Annotated in this window: 20 protein-coding genes; 16 read left to right on the top strand and 4 right to left on the bottom strand. The window is 68.2% G+C overall.

The genetic code is table 11. The features are described 5' to 3' along the window. Positions 1–31: 31 nt before the first annotated feature. The 4 genes from ABW16_RS02220 to purH all read left to right on the top strand — a co-directional run bounded on the left by ABW16_RS02220 (position 32) and on the right by purH (position 4,297). Positions 32–1,492, top strand: a complete 1,461-nt coding sequence (locus ABW16_RS02220; protein ID WP_047317709.1) for a cell division protein PerM — start codon at positions 32–34, stop codon at positions 1,490–1,492. 83 nt (positions 1,493–1,575) lie between these two features. Next, a complete protein-coding gene (locus ABW16_RS02215; RefSeq protein WP_047317442.1) occupies positions 1,576–2,055 on the top strand; it encodes a hypothetical protein in 480 nt (159 codons plus the stop codon). 53 nt (positions 2,056–2,108) lie between these two features. Further along, entirely contained in the window at positions 2,109–2,735 is a 627-nt protein-coding gene (purN, locus tag ABW16_RS02210; RefSeq protein ID WP_047317441.1) for a phosphoribosylglycinamide formyltransferase, read from the top strand. Continuing rightward, on the top strand, positions 2,732–4,297 hold the full coding sequence (purH, locus tag ABW16_RS02205; protein WP_047317440.1) for a bifunctional phosphoribosylaminoimidazolecarboxamide formyltransferase/IMP cyclohydrolase: 1,566 nt from the start codon (positions 2,732–2,734) through the stop codon (positions 4,295–4,297). The genes purN and purH overlap by 4 nt, the downstream gene beginning before the upstream one ends. 151 nt (positions 4,298–4,448) lie before the next feature. On the opposite strand, the gene ABW16_RS25935 is transcribed toward purH, so the two are convergent. Next, complete coding sequence (locus ABW16_RS25935; RefSeq protein WP_131721463.1) at positions 4,449–4,781, bottom strand: hypothetical protein; 333 nt, start codon at positions 4,779–4,781, stop codon at positions 4,449–4,451. Positions 4,782–5,023: 242 nt separating this feature from the next. Between ABW16_RS25935 and ABW16_RS02200 the strand changes: the two genes are divergently transcribed. Both ABW16_RS02200 and ABW16_RS02195 read left to right on the top strand, forming a co-directional pair. After that, complete coding sequence (locus ABW16_RS02200; RefSeq protein WP_047317439.1) at positions 5,024–6,799, top strand: N-acyl-D-amino-acid deacylase family protein; 1,776 nt, start codon at positions 5,024–5,026, stop codon at positions 6,797–6,799. A 4-nt stretch (positions 6,800–6,803) separates the two neighbouring features. Next, positions 6,804–7,391, top strand: coding sequence for a TetR/AcrR family transcriptional regulator (locus ABW16_RS02195; protein WP_047317438.1), 588 nt, complete (start codon positions 6,804–6,806; stop codon positions 7,389–7,391). On the opposite strand, the gene ABW16_RS02190 is transcribed toward ABW16_RS02195, so the two are convergent. Continuing rightward, the gene (locus ABW16_RS02190; RefSeq protein WP_047317437.1) at positions 7,388–8,413 is read right to left on the bottom strand and encodes an alpha/beta hydrolase; all 1,026 of its coding nucleotides are present in this window, start codon (positions 8,411–8,413) and stop codon (positions 7,388–7,390) included. The two genes, ABW16_RS02195 and ABW16_RS02190, sit on opposite strands and share 4 nt — an antisense overlap. Positions 8,414–8,495: 82 nt before the next feature. Here ABW16_RS02190 and ABW16_RS02185 point away from each other — a divergent pair, with 82 nt between their 5' ends. Both ABW16_RS02185 and ABW16_RS02180 read left to right on the top strand, forming a co-directional pair. Then, positions 8,496–9,893 (top strand): sigma 54-interacting transcriptional regulator, encoded by a 1,398-nt coding sequence (locus ABW16_RS02185; protein WP_412178172.1) that lies wholly within the window; start codon positions 8,496–8,498, stop codon positions 9,891–9,893. After that, positions 9,886–11,880 (top strand): vWA domain-containing protein, encoded by a 1,995-nt coding sequence (locus tag ABW16_RS02180; protein WP_047317435.1) that lies wholly within the window; start codon positions 9,886–9,888, stop codon positions 11,878–11,880. The genes ABW16_RS02185 and ABW16_RS02180 overlap by 8 nt, the downstream gene beginning before the upstream one ends. Positions 11,881–11,896: 16 nt before the next feature. On the opposite strand, the gene ABW16_RS27965 is transcribed toward ABW16_RS02180, so the two are convergent. Beyond that, on the bottom strand, positions 11,897–13,255 hold the full coding sequence (locus ABW16_RS27965; RefSeq protein ID WP_047317434.1) for a PPE family protein, SVP subgroup: 1,359 nt from the start codon (positions 13,253–13,255) through the stop codon (positions 11,897–11,899). Positions 13,256–13,559: 304 nt separating this feature from the next. On the opposite strand from ABW16_RS27965, the gene ABW16_RS02170 reads away from it, so the two are divergent. The 8 genes from ABW16_RS02170 to mnhG all read left to right on the top strand — a co-directional run bounded on the left by ABW16_RS02170 (position 13,560) and on the right by mnhG (position 21,524). After that, positions 13,560–14,576 carry a HAMP domain-containing sensor histidine kinase gene (locus ABW16_RS02170; protein ID WP_047317708.1) on the top strand — a complete coding sequence of 339 codons (1,017 nt, stop codon included), beginning with the start codon at positions 13,560–13,562 and terminating at the stop codon, positions 14,574–14,576. Further along, positions 14,576–15,232, top strand: a complete 657-nt coding sequence (locus ABW16_RS02165; RefSeq protein WP_047317433.1) for a response regulator transcription factor — start codon at positions 14,576–14,578, stop codon at positions 15,230–15,232. The genes ABW16_RS02170 and ABW16_RS02165 overlap by 1 nt, the downstream gene beginning before the upstream one ends. A 207-nt stretch (positions 15,233–15,439) precedes the next feature. Beyond that, positions 15,440–18,337, top strand: a complete 2,898-nt coding sequence (locus ABW16_RS02160; RefSeq protein WP_047317432.1) for a Na+/H+ antiporter subunit A — start codon at positions 15,440–15,442, stop codon at positions 18,335–18,337. Then, the gene (locus tag ABW16_RS02155; RefSeq protein ID WP_047317431.1) at positions 18,334–18,783 is read left to right on the top strand and encodes a Na(+)/H(+) antiporter subunit C; all 450 of its coding nucleotides are present in this window, start codon (positions 18,334–18,336) and stop codon (positions 18,781–18,783) included. The genes ABW16_RS02160 and ABW16_RS02155 overlap by 4 nt, the downstream gene beginning before the upstream one ends. Then, positions 18,780–20,378: a Na+/H+ antiporter subunit D gene (locus tag ABW16_RS02150; protein ID WP_267878348.1), complete on the top strand. Its 1,599-nt coding sequence runs from the start codon at positions 18,780–18,782 to the stop codon at positions 20,376–20,378. Before ABW16_RS02155 ends, ABW16_RS02150 begins: the two co-directional genes overlap by 4 nt. Continuing rightward, positions 20,375–20,902 (top strand): Na+/H+ antiporter subunit E, encoded by a 528-nt coding sequence (locus ABW16_RS02145; RefSeq protein WP_047317430.1) that lies wholly within the window; start codon positions 20,375–20,377, stop codon positions 20,900–20,902. The genes ABW16_RS02150 and ABW16_RS02145 overlap by 4 nt, the downstream gene beginning before the upstream one ends. Then, positions 20,899–21,180, top strand: a complete 282-nt coding sequence (locus tag ABW16_RS02140; protein ID WP_047317429.1) for a monovalent cation/H+ antiporter complex subunit F — start codon at positions 20,899–20,901, stop codon at positions 21,178–21,180. Before ABW16_RS02145 ends, ABW16_RS02140 begins: the two co-directional genes overlap by 4 nt. After that, a complete protein-coding gene (mnhG, locus tag ABW16_RS02135) occupies positions 21,177–21,524 on the top strand; it encodes a monovalent cation/H(+) antiporter subunit G (protein WP_047317428.1) in 348 nt (115 codons plus the stop codon). The genes ABW16_RS02140 and mnhG overlap by 4 nt, the downstream gene beginning before the upstream one ends. On the opposite strand, the gene ABW16_RS02130 is transcribed toward mnhG, so the two are convergent. Next, entirely contained in the window at positions 21,509–22,126 is a 618-nt protein-coding gene (locus tag ABW16_RS02130) for a class I SAM-dependent methyltransferase (RefSeq protein WP_047317427.1), read from the bottom strand. The genes mnhG and ABW16_RS02130 overlap by 16 nt on opposite strands. Positions 22,127–22,137: the final 11 nt, after the last annotated feature.

Here is a 22,137-nt window from a genome sequence, read left to right as displayed (position 1 = left end):
CCGAGTTGAACGTGCTCGCAGCGTGACATCGGTGACCGGCGGCAAACCAGGCTCGAACCCGACCCGCGACCTGGTACGGGTCGCGTTCGGCCCGTCCGTCGTGGCGTTGACGGTCATCGCAGCGGTGACGCTGCTGCAGTTGCTGATCGCCAACAGCGACATGACCGGGGCGTCGGGTGCCATCGCCAGCATGTGGCTGGGCGTGCACCAGGTGCCGATTGCGATCGGCGGCCGTGACCTGGGGGTGTTACCGCTGCTGCCGGTGCTGCTGATGGTGGCCGGCACGGCACGAACCACCGCGCAGGCCACCGCCCGTGGTGCCTCGTGGTTCGTCATCCGCTGGATCGTGGCCTCGGCTCTGGGCGGCCCGCTGTTGATCGCGGCGGTCTCGCTGGCGGTCATCCACGACGCGGCATCGGTCATCACCGAGCTGCAGACCCCGCATGCCCTGGGTGCCTTCGCGCACGTGTTCGCTGTGCACGCGATCGGCGCGGCACTGGGAGTGGGGACCAGGGTTGGCCGGCGTGCGCTGGCCGAGACGCGGCTGCCGAGCTGGCTGGCGGACTCGGTGCGGGCCGCGATCACCGGCATGCTGGCGCTGTTCGGCCTGTCCGGGGCGGTGACGGTGGTCTCGCTGGTCTGGCACTGGGGCACCATGCACGAGCTCTACGCGATCACCGATTCGCTGTTCGGCCAGCTAAGCCTGACGCTGTTGGCGGTGCTGTATGTGCCGAATGTCCTGGTCGGCGCCACGGCGATGGCGGTCGGCTCGAGCGCACACATCGGCCCCGCGCTGTTCAGCGCGTTCACCGTGCTCGGCGGCGACATCCCGGCGCTGCCGATTCTGGCTGCGGCACCCACGCCGCCGTTGGGCCCGGCCTGGGTGGCGCTGCTGATCATCGGGGCGGCTTCCGGCGTGGCCGTCGGGCAACAATGCGCCCGCCGGCCGCTACCGCTGCTTCCGGCGCTGGCCAAAGTGGCGGCGGCGGCATTCATCGCGGCGGTGTCGATGGCCGTGCTCGGGGCCGCCGGTGGGGGACGGCTGGGCAACTTCGGTGACGTCGGGGTGGATCAGCTGACCTTCGGCCCCGCGGTGTTCGGTTGGTTCGCCGCGATCGGAGCGCTGACGGTGGTGATGATCGGCGGGGTCCGGGCTGATGCGATGGCCGGGACGCAGCGGGTGCTGCCGCCCGGCCCCGCGCGGCCCGCGGAGCCCGAAGGGGTCGCCGAACCGATCCCGGCGCCGATCGTGGACGTCGACCCCGAGGATCTCGTCTCAGCCGGGGAGCTCTTCGAACCGGACGAGCTGTTCGACGCCGACTTCGAACCGGGCTTCCAATCAGACGAGGTCACCGACGGCGGCGAGTTGAATTGGACGCCAGAACCCGAGCCGCCGCGAACGTTTCGGTCGCACGCGCCGACGCAGCCGCCGGGCCCGCTGGAAGACCCCGAAGACCTGATGTTCACCGACGACGACGGGTACGACCGCTAAATCGAGGACTTCAGTCCCTTATATATGTCGCCTGCGGCTGATCGGATGGGAAGTGCCGCCCGTCCGAACTCCAAGGGGACGACATGACCGACGTCGTGAGTACCGAGTCCGCCGGCCAGAACCTCCCGCCTGGCGTGCCGAGGCGGCGGAACCTGCACATGCTGGCCGGCGTCCGGGCCGAAAAGCTGACCGGGCTGATCCTGCCGCCGGGCCATGAGCGGGTGCTCGACGTGGCGGTCCTGATCTGGGTGGACGGCGTCGAGGCCGGCATGCAGATGATCGAGCCGTCGCCGCAGTCGGGCACCATCGGCTTGACCGACGACCTGGCGGAGTCCCTGTACGACGAGCTGGAGAGCGCGGGGTTCTGCAGCGAGTACGACGAGTTCCCGGAGTTGGACGACCCGGACTTTCAGGACCTGGCGTACGGGCGGGTCGCCAAGCTCGGCAAGATGGCCCAGCCGATCGGTCACCCCGAGGTGACCTGGGACATGGTCGAGATTTGGACGGACGGCGTGGCGGCCGCACTTCGGGTAGCCCGCGACCGAGCGCAGCGGTCCGCCTGATCGTCGGGGCCGCATCGTCGCCGGAGGCCAGATCACCATTAGGCTCAGTCACCGTGCAACCGATCCACGTGGCTCCCAGCGTCCCCGCCCGGCTGGTGGTGCTGGCTTCGGGCACCGGGTCGCTGCTCGAGTCGCTGCTGGCCGCAGCGGTGGGGGACTACCCGGCCCGAGTGGTCGCCGTCGGCGCCGACCGGGACTGCCGGGCGGTGGAGGTCGCCGCGGCGGCCGGGTTGCCGGTATTCACCGTCCGGATGGCTGACTATCCGAACCGGGCGGCATGGGACCTCGCGTTGACCGAGGCCACCGCGGCCCACAGTCCCGATCTGGTGGTCTCGGCGGGGTTCATGAAAATCCTGGGATCGCACTTCCTCAACCGTTTTCTGGGACGCACCATCAACACCCACCCGGCGCTGCTGCCCGCGTTCCCGGGAGCGCACGCGGTGCCCGAGGCGTTGGCCTACGGAGTCAAGGTCACCGGCTGCACCGTGCACCTGGTGGATGCCGGAACCGACACCGGTCCGGTGCTGGCCCAGGAACCGGTCGCCGTGCTCGACAGCGACGACGAGGACTCTTTGCATGAACGCATCAAGACAGTGGAGCGCAAGCTCCTGGTTGACGTGCTGGCCGCATTGGCGACCGGCGGCGTGACCTGGAACGGACGAAAGGCAACCTTAGGATGACCGACGGCAAGCGACCGATTCGTCGCGCGTTGATCAGCGTCTACGACAAGACCGGACTGGTCGACCTGGCCGCCGGATTGCACGCCGCCGGCGTGGATATCGTCTCCACCGGGTCGACCGCCAAGTCGATTGCGGCCAAGGGCATTCCGGTGACGCCGGTGGAGCAGGTGACCGGCTTCCCGGAGGTGCTCGACGGCCGAGTGAAGACGCTGCACCCCCGGGTGCACGCCGGTCTGCTGGCCGACCTGCGTAAACCCGAGCATGCTGCGGCCCTGGACGAGCTGGAGATCGCGGCGTTCGAGCTGGTGGTGGTCAACTTGTACCCATTCAGCGAGACCGTGGATTCCGGTGCCGGCGTGGACGAATGCGTCGAGCAGATCGACATCGGCGGACCGTCGATGATCCGGGCGGCCGCCAAGAACCACCCCAGCGTCGCCGTGGTGGTCGATCCGCTCGGCTACGACGGTGTGCTGGCCGCGGTCAACGCCGGCGGATTCACTCTGGCGGAGCGGAAACGTTTGGCGTCACTGGCATTTCGGCACACCGCCGAATACGACGTCGCCGTCGCCAGTTGGATGTCGTCGACGCTGGCGCCCGAGGAGCCCCGGCAGGCGCTGCCGGAGTGGTACGGGCGCACTTACCGCCGGGCCACGCAGCTGCGCTACGGCGAGAATCCGCACCAGCAGGCCGCTCTCTACTGTGACGGCGGTGCCTGGCCGGGCTTGGCTCAGGCCGAGCAGCTGCACGGAAAAGAGATGTCCTACAACAACTTCACCGACGCGGATGCCGCTTGGCGGGCGGCATTCGATCACGAAGACACCTGCGTGGCCATCATCAAGCACGCCAACCCGTGCGGCATCGCGATCTCGTCGACCTCGGTGGCCGACGCCCACCGCAAGGCGCACGAGTGCGACCCCCTGAGTGCATTCGGCGGGGTGATCGCGGCCAACACCGAAGTCAGCGTGGAGATGGCGGAGTACGTCAGCACCATCTTCACCGAGGTGATCGTCGCGCCGGCTTACGAGCCCGGTGCCGTGGAGATCTTGTCGCGCAAGAAGAACATCCGGGTGCTGCTGGCCTCCGAGCCGCTGCGCGGCGGCACCGAATGGCGCCAGATCAGCGGTGGTCTGCTGATGCAGAGCCGCGACGGCCTCGACGCACCGGGAGACAACCCGGTGAACTGGACGCTGGCCACCGGGTCGCCGGCCGACCCGGCCACGCTGGCCGACCTGGTCTTCGCCTGGCGGGCCTGCCGCGCGGTCAAATCCAACGCGATCGTGGTCGCGGCCGACGGTGCCACCATCGGTGTGGGCATGGGGCAGGTCAACCGGGTGGACGCGGCCCGGTTGGCGGTGGAGCGCGGTGGCCAGCGGGTGGCCGGTGCGGTGGCGGCCTCCGACGCGTTCTTCCCGTTCCCCGACGGTCTGCAGACCCTGACCGCGGCCGGGGTGAAGGCGATCGTGCACCCCGGCGGCTCGGTGCGAGATGACGAGGTCACCGCGGCGGCCGCCGAGGCCGGGATCACGCTGTACCTGACCGGGGCACGGCACTTCGCGCACTAGGTGAGCTACTGCAGGGGCGAGCCGCTCGGTGTAGTTAACGACATCAACGTGGAACGGTCGCGGCGGTGGTAAGAGCTCAATCTGCGGCGGCCCGGTAGTGGCAGATCTTGAACCGGTGTCGGAGGCATGGGCGGTCCCGGTGGTGGTGCCGTCACGCCAGCCAGTTGGCGAACGCGATAACGCCCGCGACGACGGCGATACCGCCCAAAATGCCTACCGTGACAGCGCTGAGCGTCGCAGGAAAACCCATGGGCTGCGATTCCGCTTGCCATTCCGGGGAGAGAACTGACTTTTGTGGTTTTGCTGGAGGCGGCTTCAGGGGCGCGACTCCGACTGTGACGATCAGGCCGATAAGGCCGAGAAAAAAGCCTAAGCAGACGCCTTGTCCCCATCCCCGATTTTTGGAACTAGTGATAATCCCTCCACCTAGACCGCAGATCAGCGAATAGAAGATCAGCGATACCCACCAAGCCCACGGCTCCATTGCCAACTCCTTCCTTCGCGCGCAACATTAGGGCAGACTGCGAGGATTTGGCTCGCCGTTGGCTGTGCGGCTTCCAGTTGCCCGATACGGTTGTTGGACTGACTGCGCTGCAGTCTTCGATTCGGTAGATGGCGCGGTCCATGGCTGCGCTGACACGGCGGATGGTTTGGACTGAATGTAAGCCTTGACAAAAAGATTGCAGGCACTCACTATTTATCTCAACTTCGAAGTGGGGAGACGTCGTGGGCTATGACCTGATCATCCGCAACGGACTGTGGTTCGACGGCCTGGGCAACGCCCCCCAGGTGCGCACCCTGGGCATCCGCGACGGCGTCGTCGCCGACATCGTGTCGGGGGAGCTGGATGAAACCGGCTGCCCGGACGTGATCGACGCGGCCGGCAAGTGGGTGGTCCCGGGCTTTATCGACGTGCACACCCACTACGACGCCGAGGTGCTGCTGGACCCGGGGCTGCGGGAATCGGTGCGCCACGGCGTCACCACGGTGTTGCTGGGCAACTGCTCGCTGTCGACGGTCTACGCCGAGTCCGAAGATGCCGCCGACCTGTTCAGCCGGGTGGAGGCGGTGCCGCGCAAGTTCGTACTGGATGCGCTGCAGTCCAAAAAGACCTGGTCGACGCCCGCCGAGTACGTGCACGCCCTCGACGAGTTGCCGCTCGGGCCCAATGTCAGTTCCATGCTTGGTCATTCGGACCTGCGGACCGCGGTGCTCGGCTTGGACCGCGCCACCACCGACGGCGTCGTCCCGACCGATGCCGAGCTGGAGAAGATGGCCACTCTGCTCGACCAGGGGCTCGAGGCCGGACTGCTGGGCATGTCCGGGATGGACGCCCCCATCGACAAGCTCGACGGCGACCGGTTCCGGTCCCGGGCGCTGCCGTCGACGTTCGCCACCTGGCGTGAGCGGCGACGGTTGATCAAGGTGTTGCGCAAGCGTGGCCGGATGCTGCAGAGCGCACCCGACGTCCGAAACCCGTTGACGGCCTTGAACTTCTTCCTGACCAGCAGCGGGATCTTCGGCCGGCGGCGCGGCGTTCGGATGAGCCTGCTGGTCTCCGCCGACGCCAAGTCGGCACCGGGCGCGGTGCGGGTCTTCGGTCCGGGTGCTCGGCTGCTCAACGCCGTGCTCGGCTCCAGCGTGCGGTTCCAGCACCTGCCGGTGCCGTTCGAGTTGTATTCCGACGGAATCGATCTGCCGGTCTTCGAGGAGTTCGGCGCGGGAACCGCCGCGCTGCACCTGCGCGACCAGTTGGAGCGCAATGCGCTGCTGGCCGACACCGAGTACCGCCGCCGGTTCCGCAAGGCCTTCGACCGTAAGAAGCTGGGCCCGAGCTTGTGGCACCGTGACTTCCACGACGCGGTGATCGTCGAATGCCCGGACGCCAGCCTGATCGGCAAGAGCTTCGGGCAGATCGCCGAGGAGCGCGGGCTGCACCCGCTGGATGCGTTCCTCGATGTGTTGGTGGACAACGGTGAACGTAACGTCCGCTGGACCACGATCGTCGCCAACCACCGGCCCAAGCAGCTGGACAAGCTGGCCAACGAGCCGGTGATCCACATGGGGTTCTCCGATGCCGGAGCGCACCTGCGCAACATGGCCTTCTACAACTTCTCGCTGCGCCTGCTCAAGCGAGTCCGCGACGCCGAGGCGGCCGGGCGTCCGTTCATGAGCGTCCAGCGGGCGGTCTACCGGTTGACCTCCGAAGTCGCCGACTGGTTCGGGTTCGACGCCGGCACATTGCGCGAAGGCGACCGCGCGGACTTCGTGGTGATCGACCCGGCGGGCCTGACCGACGCCGTGGACGCCTACCACGAGGAGAAGGTGCCGTTCTATGGCGACCTGAGCCGGATGGTCAACCGCAACGACGACGCGGTGGTCGCCACCGGCGTGGGCGGCACCGTCGTGTTCCGCAACGGGCAGTTCTGCGACGGCTACGGCACCACGGTGCGCTCCGGCCGTTTCCTGCGCGCCGGATCCCGTGAGCTGCAATCGGTCTAGAACCATGGCCAGAACCCAACAGGAGCGCCGCGAGACCACCGTCGCCAGGCTGCTCGACGCCAGCATCGCCACCATCGCCGAGATCGGCTATGCCCGGGCGTCGGCCAAGGTGATCGCCGCGCGCGCCGGGGTCTCCGACGGGGCGTTGTTCCGTCACTTCGGCACCATGGGCGACTTCATGGCGGCCACCGCCCAGGAGGTGCTGCGACGTCAGCTGGAGCTGATCGGTAAGCAGGTAGCGGAGATCCCGCCCGACGGACCGGCGCTGGAGGCGATATTGACCCTGCTGCGTGATCTGACGGCAAACTCCAATAACGCGGTGGTCTACGAGCTGCTGATCGCCGCCCGCACCGACGAGAAGCTGCGGTCCACGCTGTCGGAGGTGTTGGACGAATACGGTGCCAAGATCTACGACACCGCCCGTGGATTTCCCGGTGCCGACGCGTTTCCCGAGGAGCTGTTCCCCAACATCGTTGCGCTGCTTACCAACACCTTCGACGGCGCGGCGATCGTGCGGGCCGTGCTGCCGCAGCCCGAGATCGAGGCCAACCGGATTCCGCTGCTTTTGGCCCTGTTGCAGGGGCAGAGCTAGGCGCCGAGAGTCGACTCGGCGCTCGGCGCAGCGTTGGCCACGGCGTACTCGACGAAGTCGGCGATCTCGGCGACCGCCCGGCGAGCGTCGGGGTTGAAGTCGAAGGTGAGCTGGAACATGTGCAACGCGCGGTCCCACACCTGAACCCAGTTCGGCACGCCGGCGGCGGTCAACTTGTCAGCCAGCACGAAGGTGTCGTTGCGCAGCATCTCGTTGTTGCCGACCTGCAGCAGGAACGGTCCCAGCCCGCGCAGCTCCGCTTCGGGCGGCATCACCGGAAGCTCGCGGGTGCCGTTCACGGTGGCGAATACCCGGTAGATGAACATGAAGGCCATGAACGGGAAGAACGGGTCCCGGTGGGTGCGTGCGGCCTCGCGCTTGATCGCCATGTCTGACGAGGTCAGCGGTGACATGAGCACTTGGCCTGCGGGTGCCGGCAACCCGGCATCGCGAGCGGCCAGGGCGGTGTTCACCGCCATCAGCCCGCCGGCCGAATCCCCGGCCACCACAACGTGGTCCGCGGTGAACCCGGCGTCCAGAACGCGACGGTAAGCGCACAGGCCGTCGGCGACGGCCTCGTCGATCCCGGCCAGCGGCGCGAAGCGGTAGCCGACGTTGAACACCTTCGCGCCGGTGACCGCGGAGAGCTTGCTGGCAAAGCGGCGGTGCGAATTGAGGCCCAGCGTCACCAGTGCCGAGCCGTGGAAGTAGACGATCACCCGGTTTGAGTCGCGGGCGCCCGGGGCCACCACCCACTCCGCCGGGCAGTCGGTCAGCCGCTCCCGTACCACCTCGGTGCCCGGCAGCGCCCGGATGTAGCGCATCGGTTGGTCGATGAGGTCGAGGCGTGCTCGCTGCAGAGCCGCGGGCCAGAACCGGTTGACGACCATGCCGACCAGCGTCAGCACGGCGATCGAGGTGCGCAAAAAGATCGCTGCGGCCGCAGCCAGCAGCTGGGCCTGCCAGGACGCCGGGCCGAAATACGTCTGAGCCGGTCGTTCACGCCATTCCGGAAAGTTCACAGTACCCAGGGTATCGGGTATTGGGTGGCCGATAAACGCAGGACATCGTGACGGACCATCAGACCCGTCGTAGCGTGGAGTGGTGACCGCGCCGAATGCCCCGCACGATCTGCCCAAGACTCTCGGTGAGCTGCGTGCTGCCGGCCACCGGGAAAGGGGGGTCAAACAGGAGATCGCCGAGAACCTGTTGGCCCGGCTCGGCGACGGTGACGACGCCGCGGCCATCTGGCCCGGCATCTTCGGGTTCGAGGAGACCGTGCTGCCGCAACTCGAGCGCGCGCTGATCGCCGGTCACGACATCGTGCTGCTCGGCGAACGCGGCCAGGGCAAGACCCGGCTGCTGCGAGCGCTGACCGGATTGCTCGACGAGTGGACACCGGTGATCGCCGGCGCCGAGCTCGGTGAGCACCCGTATTCGCCGATCACGCCCGAGTCGATTCGACGGGCCGCCGAACTCGGCGACGACCTGCCGGTGGCGTGGCGGCACCGCAGCGAGCGCTACACCGAGAAGCTGGCCACCCCCGACACCAGCGTCGCCGACCTGGTCGGCGACATCGACCCGATCAAGGTGGCCGAGGGGCGCAGTCTGGGCGACCCCGAGACCATCGCCTACGGGCTGATCCCGCGGGCGCACCGCGGCGTCGTCGCCGTCAACGAACTGCCTGACCTGGCCGAGCGCATCCAGGTGGCGATGCTCAACGTGATGGAGGAACGCGACATCCAGGTGCGCGGCTACACGCTGCGGCTGCCGCTGGACGTGCTGGTGGTCGCCAGCGCCAACCCGGAGGACTACACCAACCGCGGCCGCATCATCACCCCGCTCAAGGACCGCTTCGGTGCCGAGATCCGCACCCACTACCCGCTGGAACTCGACGCCGAGGTGGGCGTGATCGCCCAAGAGGCGCACCTGAGCGCGCAGGTGCCCGACTATCTGCTGGCCGTGCTGGCCCGCTTCGCCCGCTACCTGCGCGAGTCCCGCTCGGTGGATCAGCGCTCCGGTGTCTCGGCGCGCTTCGCGATCGCCGCCGCGGAGACGGTGGCGGCGTCGGCCCGCCACCGCGGCGCGGTGCTGGGCGAAACCGATCCGGTGGCCCGGGTGGTGGACCTGAGCACGATCGTCGACGTGCTGCGCGGCAAGCTGGAATTCGAGTCCGGCGAGGAAGGTCGTGAACAGGCGGTGCTGGAGCACCTGCTGCGCCGGGCCACCGCCGATACCGCGGCGCGGGCGCTGGGTGGGATCGACGTGGGCCCCCTGGTGGCGGCGGTCGAGAATGCGACGGTGACGACGGGGGAGCGGATTTCGGCCAAAGCGGTGCTGGCGGCGCTGCCGGATCTGCCGGTGATCGATGCCGTCGCGCAGCGCCTGGGTGCGGAGTCCGACGGGGAACGCGCCGCGGCACTCGAGTTGGCTTTGGAGGCACTGTATTTGGCCAAGCGCATCGATAAGACGTCGGACGAGGGCGAAACCGTCTATGGCTAGACGGCACGCCTCCCGGTATTCGGCCTACACCGGTGGGCCGGATCCGTTGGCGCCGCCGGTCGACCTGGCCGAGGCGCTGGAGGAGATCGGGCGCGACGTCATGGAGGGGACGTCACCGCGGCGGGCGCTGCAAGAGCTGCTGCGCCGCGGCACCAAGAACCTGACCGGGGCCGACCAGCTGGCCGCCGAGGCGCAACGGCGGCGTCGGGAATTGTTGCGCCGCAACAACTTAGACGGAACCCTGGCCGAGGTCAAAAAGCTGCTCGACGAGGCGGTGCTGGCCGAACGCAAAGAGCTGGCCCGCGCGCTCGACGATGACGCGCGCTTCGCCGAGATGCAGATCGAGGGGCTGTCGCCGTCGCCGGCCAAAGCGGTGCAGGAGCTGTCCGACTACAACTGGCGCAGCGGCGAGGCCCGGGAGTCCTACGAGAAGATCAAGGACCTGCTCGGCCGAGAAATGCTGGACCAGCGTTTCGCCGGCATGAAGCAGGCATTGGAAGGCGCCACCGACGCCGACCGGCAACGGGTCAGCGACATGCTCGACGACCTCAACGACCTGTTGGACAAGCACTCTCGCGGCGAAGACACCGCGCAGGACTTCCAACAGTTCATGGATAAGCATGGCGAGTTCTTCCCGGAGAACCCACAGAATGTCGAGGAGTTGCTGGATTCGTTGGCCCAGCGTGCCGCGGCCGCGCAGCGCTTCCGCAACAGCCTGAGCGCCGAGCAGCGCGCCGAGCTGGATGCGTTGGCGGAGCAGGCATTCGGCTCCCCGGCACTGCAGCAGGCGCTGGGCCGCCTGGACGCGCACCTGCAGGCGGCCCGGCCGGGTGAGGACTGGTCCGGCTCGTCGGAGTTCTCCGGCAACAACCCCCTCGGCATGGGGGAGGGCGCCCAGGCCCTGGCCGATATCGCCGAGCTCGAGCAGCTGGCCGAGCAACTGTCGCAGGCGTATCCGGGCGCGAGCATGGACGACGTCGACCTCGACGCGCTGGCCCGCCAACTCGGCGACCAGGCCGCCGTCGACGCGCGTACCCTGGCCGAGCTGGAACGTGCGCTGCTCAACCAAGGGTTCCTGGACCGCAGCTCCGACGGGCAGTGGCGGCTGTCGCCCAAGGCGATGCGCCGGCTCGGCGAAACCGCGCTACGCGATGTGGCGCGGCAACTTTCGGGGCGCCGCGGCGAACGCGACCATCGCCGGGCGGGGGCGGCCGGCGAGTTGACCGGGGCGACCCGGCCCTGGCAGTTCGGCGACACCGAGCCGTGGAACGTCACCCGCACCCTGACCAACACGGTGCTGCGGCAAGTCGCCGAACCGCACGAACCGGGCACCGCCGTCACCCGCGGTCGCCTGTCGATCAGCGTTGACGACGTCGAGGTCTCCGAGACCGAGACCCGTACCCAGTCCGCCGTTGCGCTGCTGGTGGACACGTCTTTCTCGATGGTGATGGACAACCGCTGGCTGCCGATGAAGCGCACCGCGCTGGCGTTGAACCACCTGATCAGCACCCGGTTCCGTTCGGATGCGTTGCAGATCATCGCTTTCGGCCGCTATGCGCGCACGGTGACCGCCGCGGAGCTGACCGGTCTGGAGGGTGTCTACGAGCAGGGCACCAATCTGCACCATGCGCTGGCTTTGGCCAGCCGGCACCTGCGTCGTCACCCGAACTCCCAGCCGGTGGTGCTGGTGGTCACCGACGGGGAGCCGACCGCGCACCTGGAGGACTTCAACGGCGCAGGGGCGGGTTCTACGGTGTTTTTTGACTACCCTCCGCACCCACGAACCATCGCCCACACCGTGCGGGGCTTCGACGACGTAGCCCGGCTCGGCGCGCAGGTGACGATCTTCCGGCTCGGCGACGATCCCGGGCTGGCCCGCTTCATCGACCAGGTGGCGCGACGGGTGCAGGGCCGGGTGGTGGTGCCCGAACTCGACGGACTCGGCGCGGCGGTGGTTGGCGACTACCTGCGGTCGCGCCGCCGTTAGGTGGCGCGCCCAGCGGTCACCGGGACAGCAGCCGGCGCTTCTGCGCGGCGAACTCCTCGCCGGTCAGATAGCCGGCGTCGTGCAGTTCGCCGAGCTCGCGGATTCCGGCCGCCAGCTCCACCACCGAGGTCAGCGGGGAATGCGCCGCCGCCACCGCTGTCTGTTCCGCCGACTCCGACGACGGCTTGCCCGATCCTGAGGAGGCCGTGGCCGCAACCGCCTTCCCGGACTCCGAGCGGCGCTGGTTCATGGCGCCGGCCAAGGCGCTGCCGCCCATGCCGGCCAGGGCCATCTGGCCGAACGCCGTTCCCAGCCCAGCGGGCGTGGTGCCGGCGCTGAGCGGCGTCGAGAAACTGGCATGGCGGATCTCCGGGGCCGCCTCGGCCCAACTGATGGGCGTCGAGAGCGTCCCGAGCGGGAACGACTCGCCCATGGCGACCACCACCGCTTCGTGGGGAACTCGGAGGTTTTCGATCGACGGCAGTTCCTCGTGCACCCCCAGTTGGTCCAGAGCGTTCAAGATGCGTTGCTGGCCGGCGCGGAGCACATCCTGGGTGTCGAAGATCTCTTGGGAGTCCTGCTCCGCGAAATGCATCGCCGCGCCCGCCAGGAAGACACCGATGATCGACAACGGCAGGGCAACGCCGACACCGAGCTCGTCGGCGATCACCCCGAGCCAGTCAAACGGCCCGGTCGGGATGTCGGCCTCCGCCGGCAAGGCCGCCAACGGCGACGAGGCGTCGGACGATCCGGGACCAGACAGCGCCGACGCCAGCCGTGACGACACCGTCTGTGCGAGGTTGCCGGCGGAGTCGCCCTGCGCGCCGCTCTGGCTCAGCGGGCCGGCGGGGTTGGCGGTCTGCGGCGGCGGCGAGAACGGCTCCAGCTCGGAGGCGGTGGTCGACAGGGCCGAGTAGCTGTACATCGCGGTGGCGTCCTGTGCCCACATTTCGCCGTACTGGGCTTCGGTGGCCGCGATCGCCGCGGCATTCTGGCCCAGCACATTGGTGGCCAACAACGTCAACAACTGGGCGCGGTTGGCCGCGATGACCGGCGGGGGCACGGTCAAGGCGAACGCGGCCTCGTAGGCGGCCACCGCCGCTTTGGCTTGCAGGGCAGTCTTTTCAGCCTGAGTCGCGGTGGTGTTCAACCACGCCACGAACGGCGTAGCCGCGGCCGTCATCGCCGCCGAAGACGGGCCGGTCCATGCCACGCTGGTCAACTCGGCGACCACCGATTCGTAACCTGCTGCCGCCGTGTGTAGTTCGGCCGCCAGTCCGCTCCAGGCAGTCGCCGCGGCCAGCATCGGCCCTGCGCCGGCGCCGAGGTACATCAGACCGGAGTTGACTTCCGGCGGCAACGCCGCGAAATTCATTGGCTGTGCACCCCGGGTGCAGCGGGACGCCGCGCTCGGGCAGAGCGGTCCATTGCAGTTGCATCCCTCCGGTCACGGGTCGGTGGTGGTGTGATCCGTCGATCTAACTCGCCCGGCGCTCCACCAGGGGGCTCGACACTCCGGGGCGGCAAACATCTCGACCATGGCGCCAAAGCCCACGATGCGCTGGGCGTACCACCATTCTCCGAGCCCGAACCGGTGACTCGCCATGGTGTTTGACACCCATTCGCACGCCGCGCCAACCCGTATGGACATTGTGTGCCGCGCAGACCAGGGTGGTGGTATGAGCCGTTGGACAGGGCTCGTCGACCGGTTTCGGCGGCGGGCGAGCGCTCCCGCGCGGGGGTTGTTCCGGCGCGTCGTCCTGATCAATGGTTTGGTCTTCACCTTCGGCACCCTGGTGCTGGCCATGTCACCGGCCACCGTTTCGGGGCCCGTCCGACTGGCCGAGATCCCGGTCCTGATGGTGGGACTCGCCGTCGTGGTGGGCGCCAATGCCCTGCTGTTGCGGTCGAGCCTCGCCCCGCTGGACCGGCTTGCCGCGTCCATGCGACGGGTTGACCTGCTCCGGCACACCGACCGGGTGCACGACCCCGGCGCCGGTGACCTGCACCACCTCATGGCGTCGTTCAACGCGATGCTGGACCGGCTGGAGACCGAACGCGCCTCCTCGAGCGCCTTGGTGCTGGTCGCGCAGGAGAACGAGCGGCAGCGGATCGCCAGGGAGTTGCACGACGAGATCGGTCAAACCCTCACCGTGGCCCTGCTCACCCTCAAGCGCGCCGTCGACGCCGCGCCGGAAGGAATACGGGGTGACCTCGCGGACGCTCAGGAGATCGTGCGGGCCAGTCTCGACGAAGTGCGCGGCATTGCGCGACGGCTGCGCCCGGATGCCTTGGAAGACCTCGGCCTCCAGAGCGCCCTGCAGGCACTGTGCAACCAGTTCACCCAGGCGAGCGGCATAGACGTCGTCAAAGACATTGCCCCGCAAGCGGAACGACTCAACCCCAACGTGGAGTTGGTGTGCTATCGCATCGTCCAGGAGAGCTTGACCAATATCGCCCGGCATTCCGGAGCGCAGAAGGTATGGGTGGACCTGCATGTCGATGCGGCAGGAGAGCTGACACTGCGGATCTCCGATGACGGCACCGGCGGCCTGAACGTCGAAGGAGCCGGAATCACCGGAATGCGCGAGCGAGCACTGCTGGTGCACGGCACCCTGACCATCACCTCCTCAGCCGAGCAGGGCACCGAAATCCGGCTGGTGGTACCGGCAGCATCAGGGACGGGACCGTCATGATGCCGACACAGCCGGCGCGCATCCTGCTCGCCGATGATCACGCCCTGATGCGCAGTGGGCTGCGGATGATCCTGGACGCCGAGCCCGACCTGTCCGTCGTCGCCGAGGCCGCCGACGGTTCCGAGGCGCTCGCAGCGTTGCAGGAAACCCCCGTCGACCTGGCCATTCTGGACATCGCAATGCCGCGGATGACCGGATTGCAGGCCGCCCGCGAGATCAACCGCAACCATCCGCACGTGCGGGTGCTGATGCTGTCGATGCACGACAACGAGCAGTACTTCTTCGAAGCCCTCAAAGCCGGCGCGTCGGGCTACGTCTTGAAGTCGGTGGCCGACCGCGACCTGCTCGAGGCCTGCCGGGCGACGATTCGCGGTGAGCCGTTTCTGTACGCCGGGGCGGTGACCGCGCTGATCCGGGACTACCTGCATCGGGCGCGGCACGGCACTACGCTGCCGGAAACCATCCTCACCCCGCGCGAAGAAGAAGTCCTCAAGTTGATCGCCGAGGGCTTCTCGGCGCGAGAAATCGCCAAGACCCTCGGGATCAGCGCCAAGACAGTCGACCGCCACCGGACCAATACCCTGCAGAAGTTGGGCCTGCGCGACCGCCTCGCACTCACCCGGTACGCGATCAGGACCGGGTTAATCGAGCCGTAACGGGGCGCCGCCCTCAATCGTCATGGGTGTTTAACCCCCCGCCGAATGGGGGTTGCATTCCATGGCGCGCGGCCGCTGCACCACAGAGACTGGTTTCAGTGGTGGTGGGAGATGGGTGCGGACGTGTTCTGGGCGCGTCCGCGGTCTCCTCACGATTAGTGCCACGACTGAACGCATCGACTTAAACGAAACGGCCCGTGGAGCGTGATGCTGGCGATACTGCTTGCCCATGTTGTTGGCACGGCTGCGGCACCAGCGTTGGTGCGCAGGTGGGGCAGGGCGGCGTTCTATCCGCTGGGATCGATCCCGCTGGTATCGCTGGGCTGGGTGGTGGCGAACTGGCCGACCGGGCCGGCCGACGACCACCGCGTCACGGTGCCCTGGGTGCCCGGACTGTCGATGGACATCGCGCTGCGGTTCGATTCGCTCAGCGCGATCATGTGCGTGCTGGCGTTGGGGATCGGCGCCCTGGTCTTGTTCTACTGCGCCGCCTACTTCCGGCCGGTCGGGTCGCACACCGAAACCGATCCGCGGCTGCCCAGCTTCGCCGCGAAGATGGTCGGCTTCGCCGGAGCCATGTTCGGGCTGATGGTCGCCGACAACGCGTTGGTGCTCTACGTGTTCTGGGAAATGACGACAGTGTTGTCGTTCCTGTTGATCGGCCACTACGCCGAACGTGCCATCAACCGCCGGGCCGCCACCCAGGCATTGCTGGTCACCACTGCCGGCGGGCTGGCCATGCTGGTCGGCATCATCATGCTGGGCAACGCCGCCGGCAGCTACCTGCTGTCGGATCTGGTGGCCCATCCGCCGTCGGGGACCGTCGTCACCGTCGGGGTGCTGCTGATCCTGGTCGGTGCGCTCAGCAAGTCGGCGATTGTGCCGCTGCATTTCTGGCTGCCCGGCGCCATGGCGGCACCGACACCGGTCAGTGCCTACCTGCATGCCGCGGCGATGGTCAAAGCCGGGATCTATCTGGTGGCGAGGCTGGCTCCGGGGTTCGCCGATTCGCCCGGGTGGCGACCGACGCTGGTGATTCTCGGACTGGCCACCGCACTGTTGGCGGGCTGGCGGGCGGTGCGCGAGTACGACCTGAAGCTGCTGCTGGCCTACAGCACCGTCAGCCAGCTGGGCTTGATGATCGTGCTGGTCGGAGCCGGTACCGGTGATCTGATGCTGGCCGGGTTGACCGCCATGTGCGCGCACGCGGCGGCCAAGGCGACGCTGTTCATGGTGGTCGGGATCATCGACCACGCCACCGGCACCCGCGACCTGCGCGAATTGGCCGGGTTGGGGCGCCGCTGCCCGGGGCTGTTCCTGGTCGCCGCCGCGGCCGCCGCCAGCATGGCCGGAGTGCCGCCGTTCGTGGGCTTCATCGCCAAAGAGACCATCTTCGGAACCGAGGCACATTCCCCGGTCCTGGGTTCCGCCGGTCCGTATGTGCTGGCCGCCGGCGTGCTCGCCTCGATGTTCACCGTGATCTACAGCGTGCGGTTCATCTGGGGCGGCTTCGCCGGCAAGGGCCGGTCCGCGCCGAGCGCCGCCGTGGCGGGCCTGCACCGCCCCGACGCGGCTTTCCTGGCGCCGCCGGCGGTGCTGGCCGCCACCAGCCTGGCCCTGGGGTTGTGTGCGCTCACCCTCGACACCGTTTTGCGCAGCTACGCCGACACCATGCCCGGCGGAACGGGCTATCACCTGGCGCTGTGGCACGGGGTGGGGCTGCCGGTGTTGCTGTCGGCGTTGGTATTGGTGGTCGGCGCCGGTGTCTTCACCGCGCGAGGCCCGCTGCGGCTGTCCCGGCTGCGCCGGCTGCCGGTGGGCAAGGCCGACCGGATCTACGACGACGTACTGCGGCTGCTCGACGTGGCGGCGGTACGGCTGACCGGGATCACCCAGCGCGGCTCCCTGCCGATCAACCAGGCGATGATCTTCACGACGCTGGTGGTGCTCCCGCTGACGGCGCTGGCGCTGGGCGCGCGCAATCAGGTCGAACTGCACCTGTGGGATACGCCGCTGCAACTGACGGTCGCCGTGCTGGTGGTCGCCGGAGGGATCGGCGCGACCATGGCCCGCAACCGGCTGTCCGCGGTGGTGATGGTCGGGGTGACCGGTTACGGCTGCGCCGCGGCATTCGCCTTCCACGGCGCGCCCGACCTGGCGCTGACCCAGCTGCTGGTCGAAACCGTGACCATGGTGATCTTCGTGCTGGTGCTGCGCACGCTGCCGGCGGAAGCGGAGCGGCCCACCATGGCGCTCCACCGGCTGCCGCGCATCCTACTGGCCGGTGCGGTCGGTGTCAGCGTCGCCGTGCTGGCGGCCTTCGCGATGGCGGCGCGCACCCGAGACGGTGTGTCCGAAGCGTTGCCCGAGGCCGCCTACGTCCGTGGCCACGGCGCCAACACCGTCAACGTGCTGCTGGTCGACGTCCGGGCCTGGGACACCCTCGGGGAGATCTCGGTGCTGCTGGTCGCCGCGACCGGCGTGGCCTCGATGGTGTTCCGCAACCGCCGGTTCGGCCGGGCGCCACGGATCGCCGACGCCGGCAGCCCGCGCAAGACCGTGGGCATCACCACCCCCTACAGCCCGGCCATCGGGTCCACCACCTGGCTGCGGGGCAGCGCCTACCACGATCCCAATGAGCGGTCGCTGGTGCTGGAGGTCGCGACCCGGATCATCTTCCCGCTGATCATGGTGGTCTCGATCTACTTCCTGTTCGCCGGGCACAACTATCCCGGCGGCGGCTTCGCCGGCGGCCTGGCCGCCGGACTCGGGCTGGCGTTGCGCTACCTCGCCGGCGGCCGTTACGAACTCGGCGAGACGCTGCCCCTGGACTCCAGCAAGATCCTGGGTGTCGGGCTGGCTCTGGTCGGAGGCACGGCGCTGGGATCGCTGTTCCTGGGGGCGCCGGTGCTGTCCTCGGCGGTGCTGAGCTTCACGCTTCCGGTGCTGGGCCACGTCAACGTGGTGACGTCGTTGTTCTTCGATCTGGGCGTGTATCTGGTGGTGGTCGGCATGGTGCTCGACGTGCTGCGCAGCCTGGGAGTGCGATTGGACCAGGAGCTTGAATCGCAGCCCCCGACCCGACCGCTGGCAGGAGTGTCATGACCGCCCATCTGGTTCCACTGCTGATGGCCGCCGGGCTCACCTCCTGCGGCGTCTACATGCTGCTGGAGCGCAGCCTCACCCGAATGTTGTTGGGCCTGATGATGATCGGCAATGCCGTCAACCTGTTGCTCATCGACGTCGGCGGGCCCGACGGGAACCCGCCGATCTATTGGGCCAGCTCCGGCAAGGCCACCGACGCCGATGCGCTGGCTCAGGCCATGGTGCTGACCTCCATCGTCATCACGATGGGTGTGGGCGCGTTCGTGCTTGCCCTGACCTACCGCTCCTACAACCTGACGACCACCGACGACATCGGCGACGACCAGGAAGCCACCCGCGTCTCGCAGCTGTCCGACGAAGAGGTCATCGCCGCCGAACCCGACCAGGGCGTGCCGGTGGCGGCCGGTGAGCTCGACGCCGTTCCCGAAAGCGAGGTGTCACGGTGAGTCTTGCCGCCGTCTTGATGCCGCTGCCGGTCTTGCTGCCCACGCTGGGCGCGGCGCTGACCCTCATCGTTGGTCGTCGCCCCCGGCTACAGCGGCCGATCACCATCGGTGTGCTGTGCGCGGTGGCCGCGGTCAGCGCGGTGTTGCTGTACCTGACCGACCGCAACGGCACGCTGGTGCTGCATGTCGGAGGCTGGGGGCCGACCGAGCAGGGGTTGGGACCGCTGGGCATCAGCCTGGTCGTCGACCGACTGTCGGCGCTGATGCTGGTGGTGTCGGCGATCGTGCTGCTCGCGGTCATGGTCTACGCCATCGGGCAGGGTGTCCGCGACGGTGACGACCGCCAGCCGGTGTCGATCTTCCTGCCCACCTACCTGACCCTGGCCACCGGCGTCTCCCTGGCGTTTCTGGCCGGTGACCTGTTCAACCTGTTCGTCGGGTTCGAGATGCTGCTGTCGGCGAGCTTCGTACTGCTCACCATCGGCGCCAGTGCCGAACGCATCCGTGCCGGCATCGGCTACGTGATGGTCTCGATGGCCTCGTCGTTGGTCTTTCTGTTCGGCATCGCGCTGGTCTACGCGGCCACCGGCACGCTGAACCTCGCCGAGCTGGCGACGCGGACCGGCGACCTGCCCGGCGGCACCCGCAGCGCGGTGTTCGCGGTGCTGCTGGTGGCGTTCGGCATCAAGGCCGCGGTGTTCCCGCTGTCGGCGTGGCTGCCCGACGCCTATCCCACCGCGCCCGCCCCGATCACCGCGGTGTTCGCCGGGATCCTGACCAAAGTCGGTGTATACGCGATCATCCGGGCGCACTCACTGCTGTTTCCCGACGGGGGACTGGACTCGGTGCTGCTGGTCGCGGCTCTGTTGACCATGCTGATCGGGATCTTCGGCGCCATCGCGCAGAGCGACATCAAGCGGGTGTTGTCGTTCACGCTGGTCAGCCACATCGGCTTCATGATGTTCGGGGTCGCGTTGTCGAGCCAGCTGGGCATGTCCGGCGCCATCTTCTACGTGATGCACCACATCATCGTGATGACCACACTGTTCCTGGCGGCCGGACTGATCGAACGCCAGGGCGGCGCTTCGTCGCTGCACCGGCTGGGCGGTCTGATCGCCAACCCGCTGCTGGCTTTCGTGTTCCTGGTGCCGGCGTTCAATCTCGGTGGTATTCCGCCCTTTTCGGGCTTCATCGGTAAGACCGCCGTGCTGCAGGCCGGTGTGGGTGACGGGTCCGTGCTGGCCTGGTGCCTGGTGGGCGGCGCGGTGGTGACCAGTCTGCTGACGCTGTATGTGCTGGCGCGGGTGTGGACCATGGCGTTCTGGCGCCGCCGCGTCGACGCACCCGAGGGAGAGCTGGTGCTCGCCGCCCCGCCGGTGCTGCTCGACGACGTCGGCGACGTCGCCTATGACGACCGTGATGACGTCGGAAAGATGCCGACGTGGATGGTGGTCCCGACGCTCGCGCTGATCGCGCTGGGCTTGTCGCTGAGCGTGCTGGCCGGCCCGATTTTCGCCTACACCCAGCGGGCCGCCGCCGAGGTTTTGGACCGGGGCGAATACATCTCGACCGTGCTGTCAGTGGGCACACCATGAGGGCCGTCGCATTGAAGATGTTCGCGGTGTCCGCGCTGGCGACGGTATGGGTGCTGTTGTGGGGCCGTTTCACGATCCCCAACATCGTCACGGGGATCGTGGTCGCGGTGGTGATCCTGGTCCTGCTGCCCATGCCGCCCGTGCCGGTACAGGGCCGGGTGCATCTGGTGCCGCTGGTGACGCTGATCGGGCTGTTCACCTGGTATCTGATGGAGTCCAGCGTTCAGTTGATGTGGCTGGCGATCCGACCCGGACCGCCGCCGCTCACCGGGGTGCTACGGGTGCCGCTGACCATCAAGTCCGACCTGGTTCTGGTGCTGGCCGCCAACATCACCACGCTGATTCCCGGATCGATGGTGCTGGAGATCGATCAGGTGCGCCGCATCCTGTACTGCCATGTGATCGATGTCGGGTCCGCCCAGGCGGTCGAACGTTTCTATCAGCAGGTCGCGCAGGTGGAGCGACTGTTGATCGCCGCCTTCGAGCGTGACGACGAGTGGCAGCCCGCGGGAGTAGGCGCATGAACGTGATCTGGGGAACGGCGGGTGTGCTGTTGGGCGTCGCCGCCGTCATCACCATGTATCGGCTGCTGGCCGGACCTTCCACCTTGGACCGGCTGGTGGCGCTGGACACGCTGGCCGCGATGACCATGTGCGGTATCGGTATCTGGGCCGCGGTCAGCCGGGACACCACCGTGACCTACAGCCTCGCGGCGCTGGCGCTGGTCGGCTTCATCGGGTCGGTGAGCGTGGCACGTTTCCGGGTTCCCGACGACGCACCTGATCTGGGGAGGCAGCCGTGATCGTGCTCGACGTGCTCGCCGGGGTGCTGGTGCTCGCCGGGTCGGTGCTGGCGCTGACGGCGGCCATCGGAGTGGTGCGGTTCCCCGACACCTTGGCCCGCATGCATTCGGCCACCAAACCGCAGGTGTTGGGCCTGTTGCTGGTGCTGTTCGGTGCGTTGATCCGGCTGCGCGGCAGCCACGATGCGGGGATGGTGACGGTGAGCATCCTGTTCACCCTCATCACCGCGCCCGTGGTGGCGCACCGGGTGGGTCGGCTGGCCTATCAGGAGCAGGACATGACCGAGGTGCTGACCGTTGACGAGCTCGGCGAGCTGAGCGAGGACGATCAGCTGCCGCTGTGAGCGGGGCGCAGCACCGCGACCAGGAAATCGGAGTTCTCGGTGAACGGCCGCAGGTCCCAGGTGGCCAGCAGTAGATCGGTCGCGAAACCGGCGGCCGACGCGTCGCGCAGGAACTGATCGAAGTCGTAGTCCCGGTCGGCACCGAAGCCGATCACGGTCCGGCCGTCGTCGGCGCAGTGGGCGCGCAACCGGCGCAGGATCTCGACCCGTGTGCTCGGGGCCACGAACGTCATGACGTTGCCCGCGGACACGATGATGTCGAACGGTTCGGAGATGCCGCGGGCGGGCAGGTCGAGTTCGGCGAGGTCGCCCACCAGATAGCGCGGCCCGGGATAGTCCTGCCCGGCGGCCTCGATGAGCTCCGGATCGACATCGACACCGACCACGTCGTGACCACACTTGGCCAGCACGCCGGCGACCCGGCCCGGGCCGCAGCCGGCGTCGAGGATGCGTGCACCGCGTGCGGCCATCGCGTCGATGAAGCGCGCTTCGCCGGCCAGATCCTTACCGGCGCGGGCCATCTCGCGGAAGCGTTCGATGTACCACTGCGAATGTCCCGGGTCGCCGGCGACTTTCTGCATCCAGAGGCTCTGCTCGACCATGAGTGCATTCT

It is taken from the genome of Mycolicibacter heraklionensis, assembly GCF_001021505.1.
In the GTDB taxonomy this organism is placed as follows: Bacteria; Actinomycetota; Actinomycetes; order Mycobacteriales; family Mycobacteriaceae; genus Mycobacterium; species Mycobacterium heraklionense.
The sequence above is the reverse complement of the archived record's forward strand: the minus strand, read 5'-3'. Positions and strand labels throughout refer to the sequence as shown.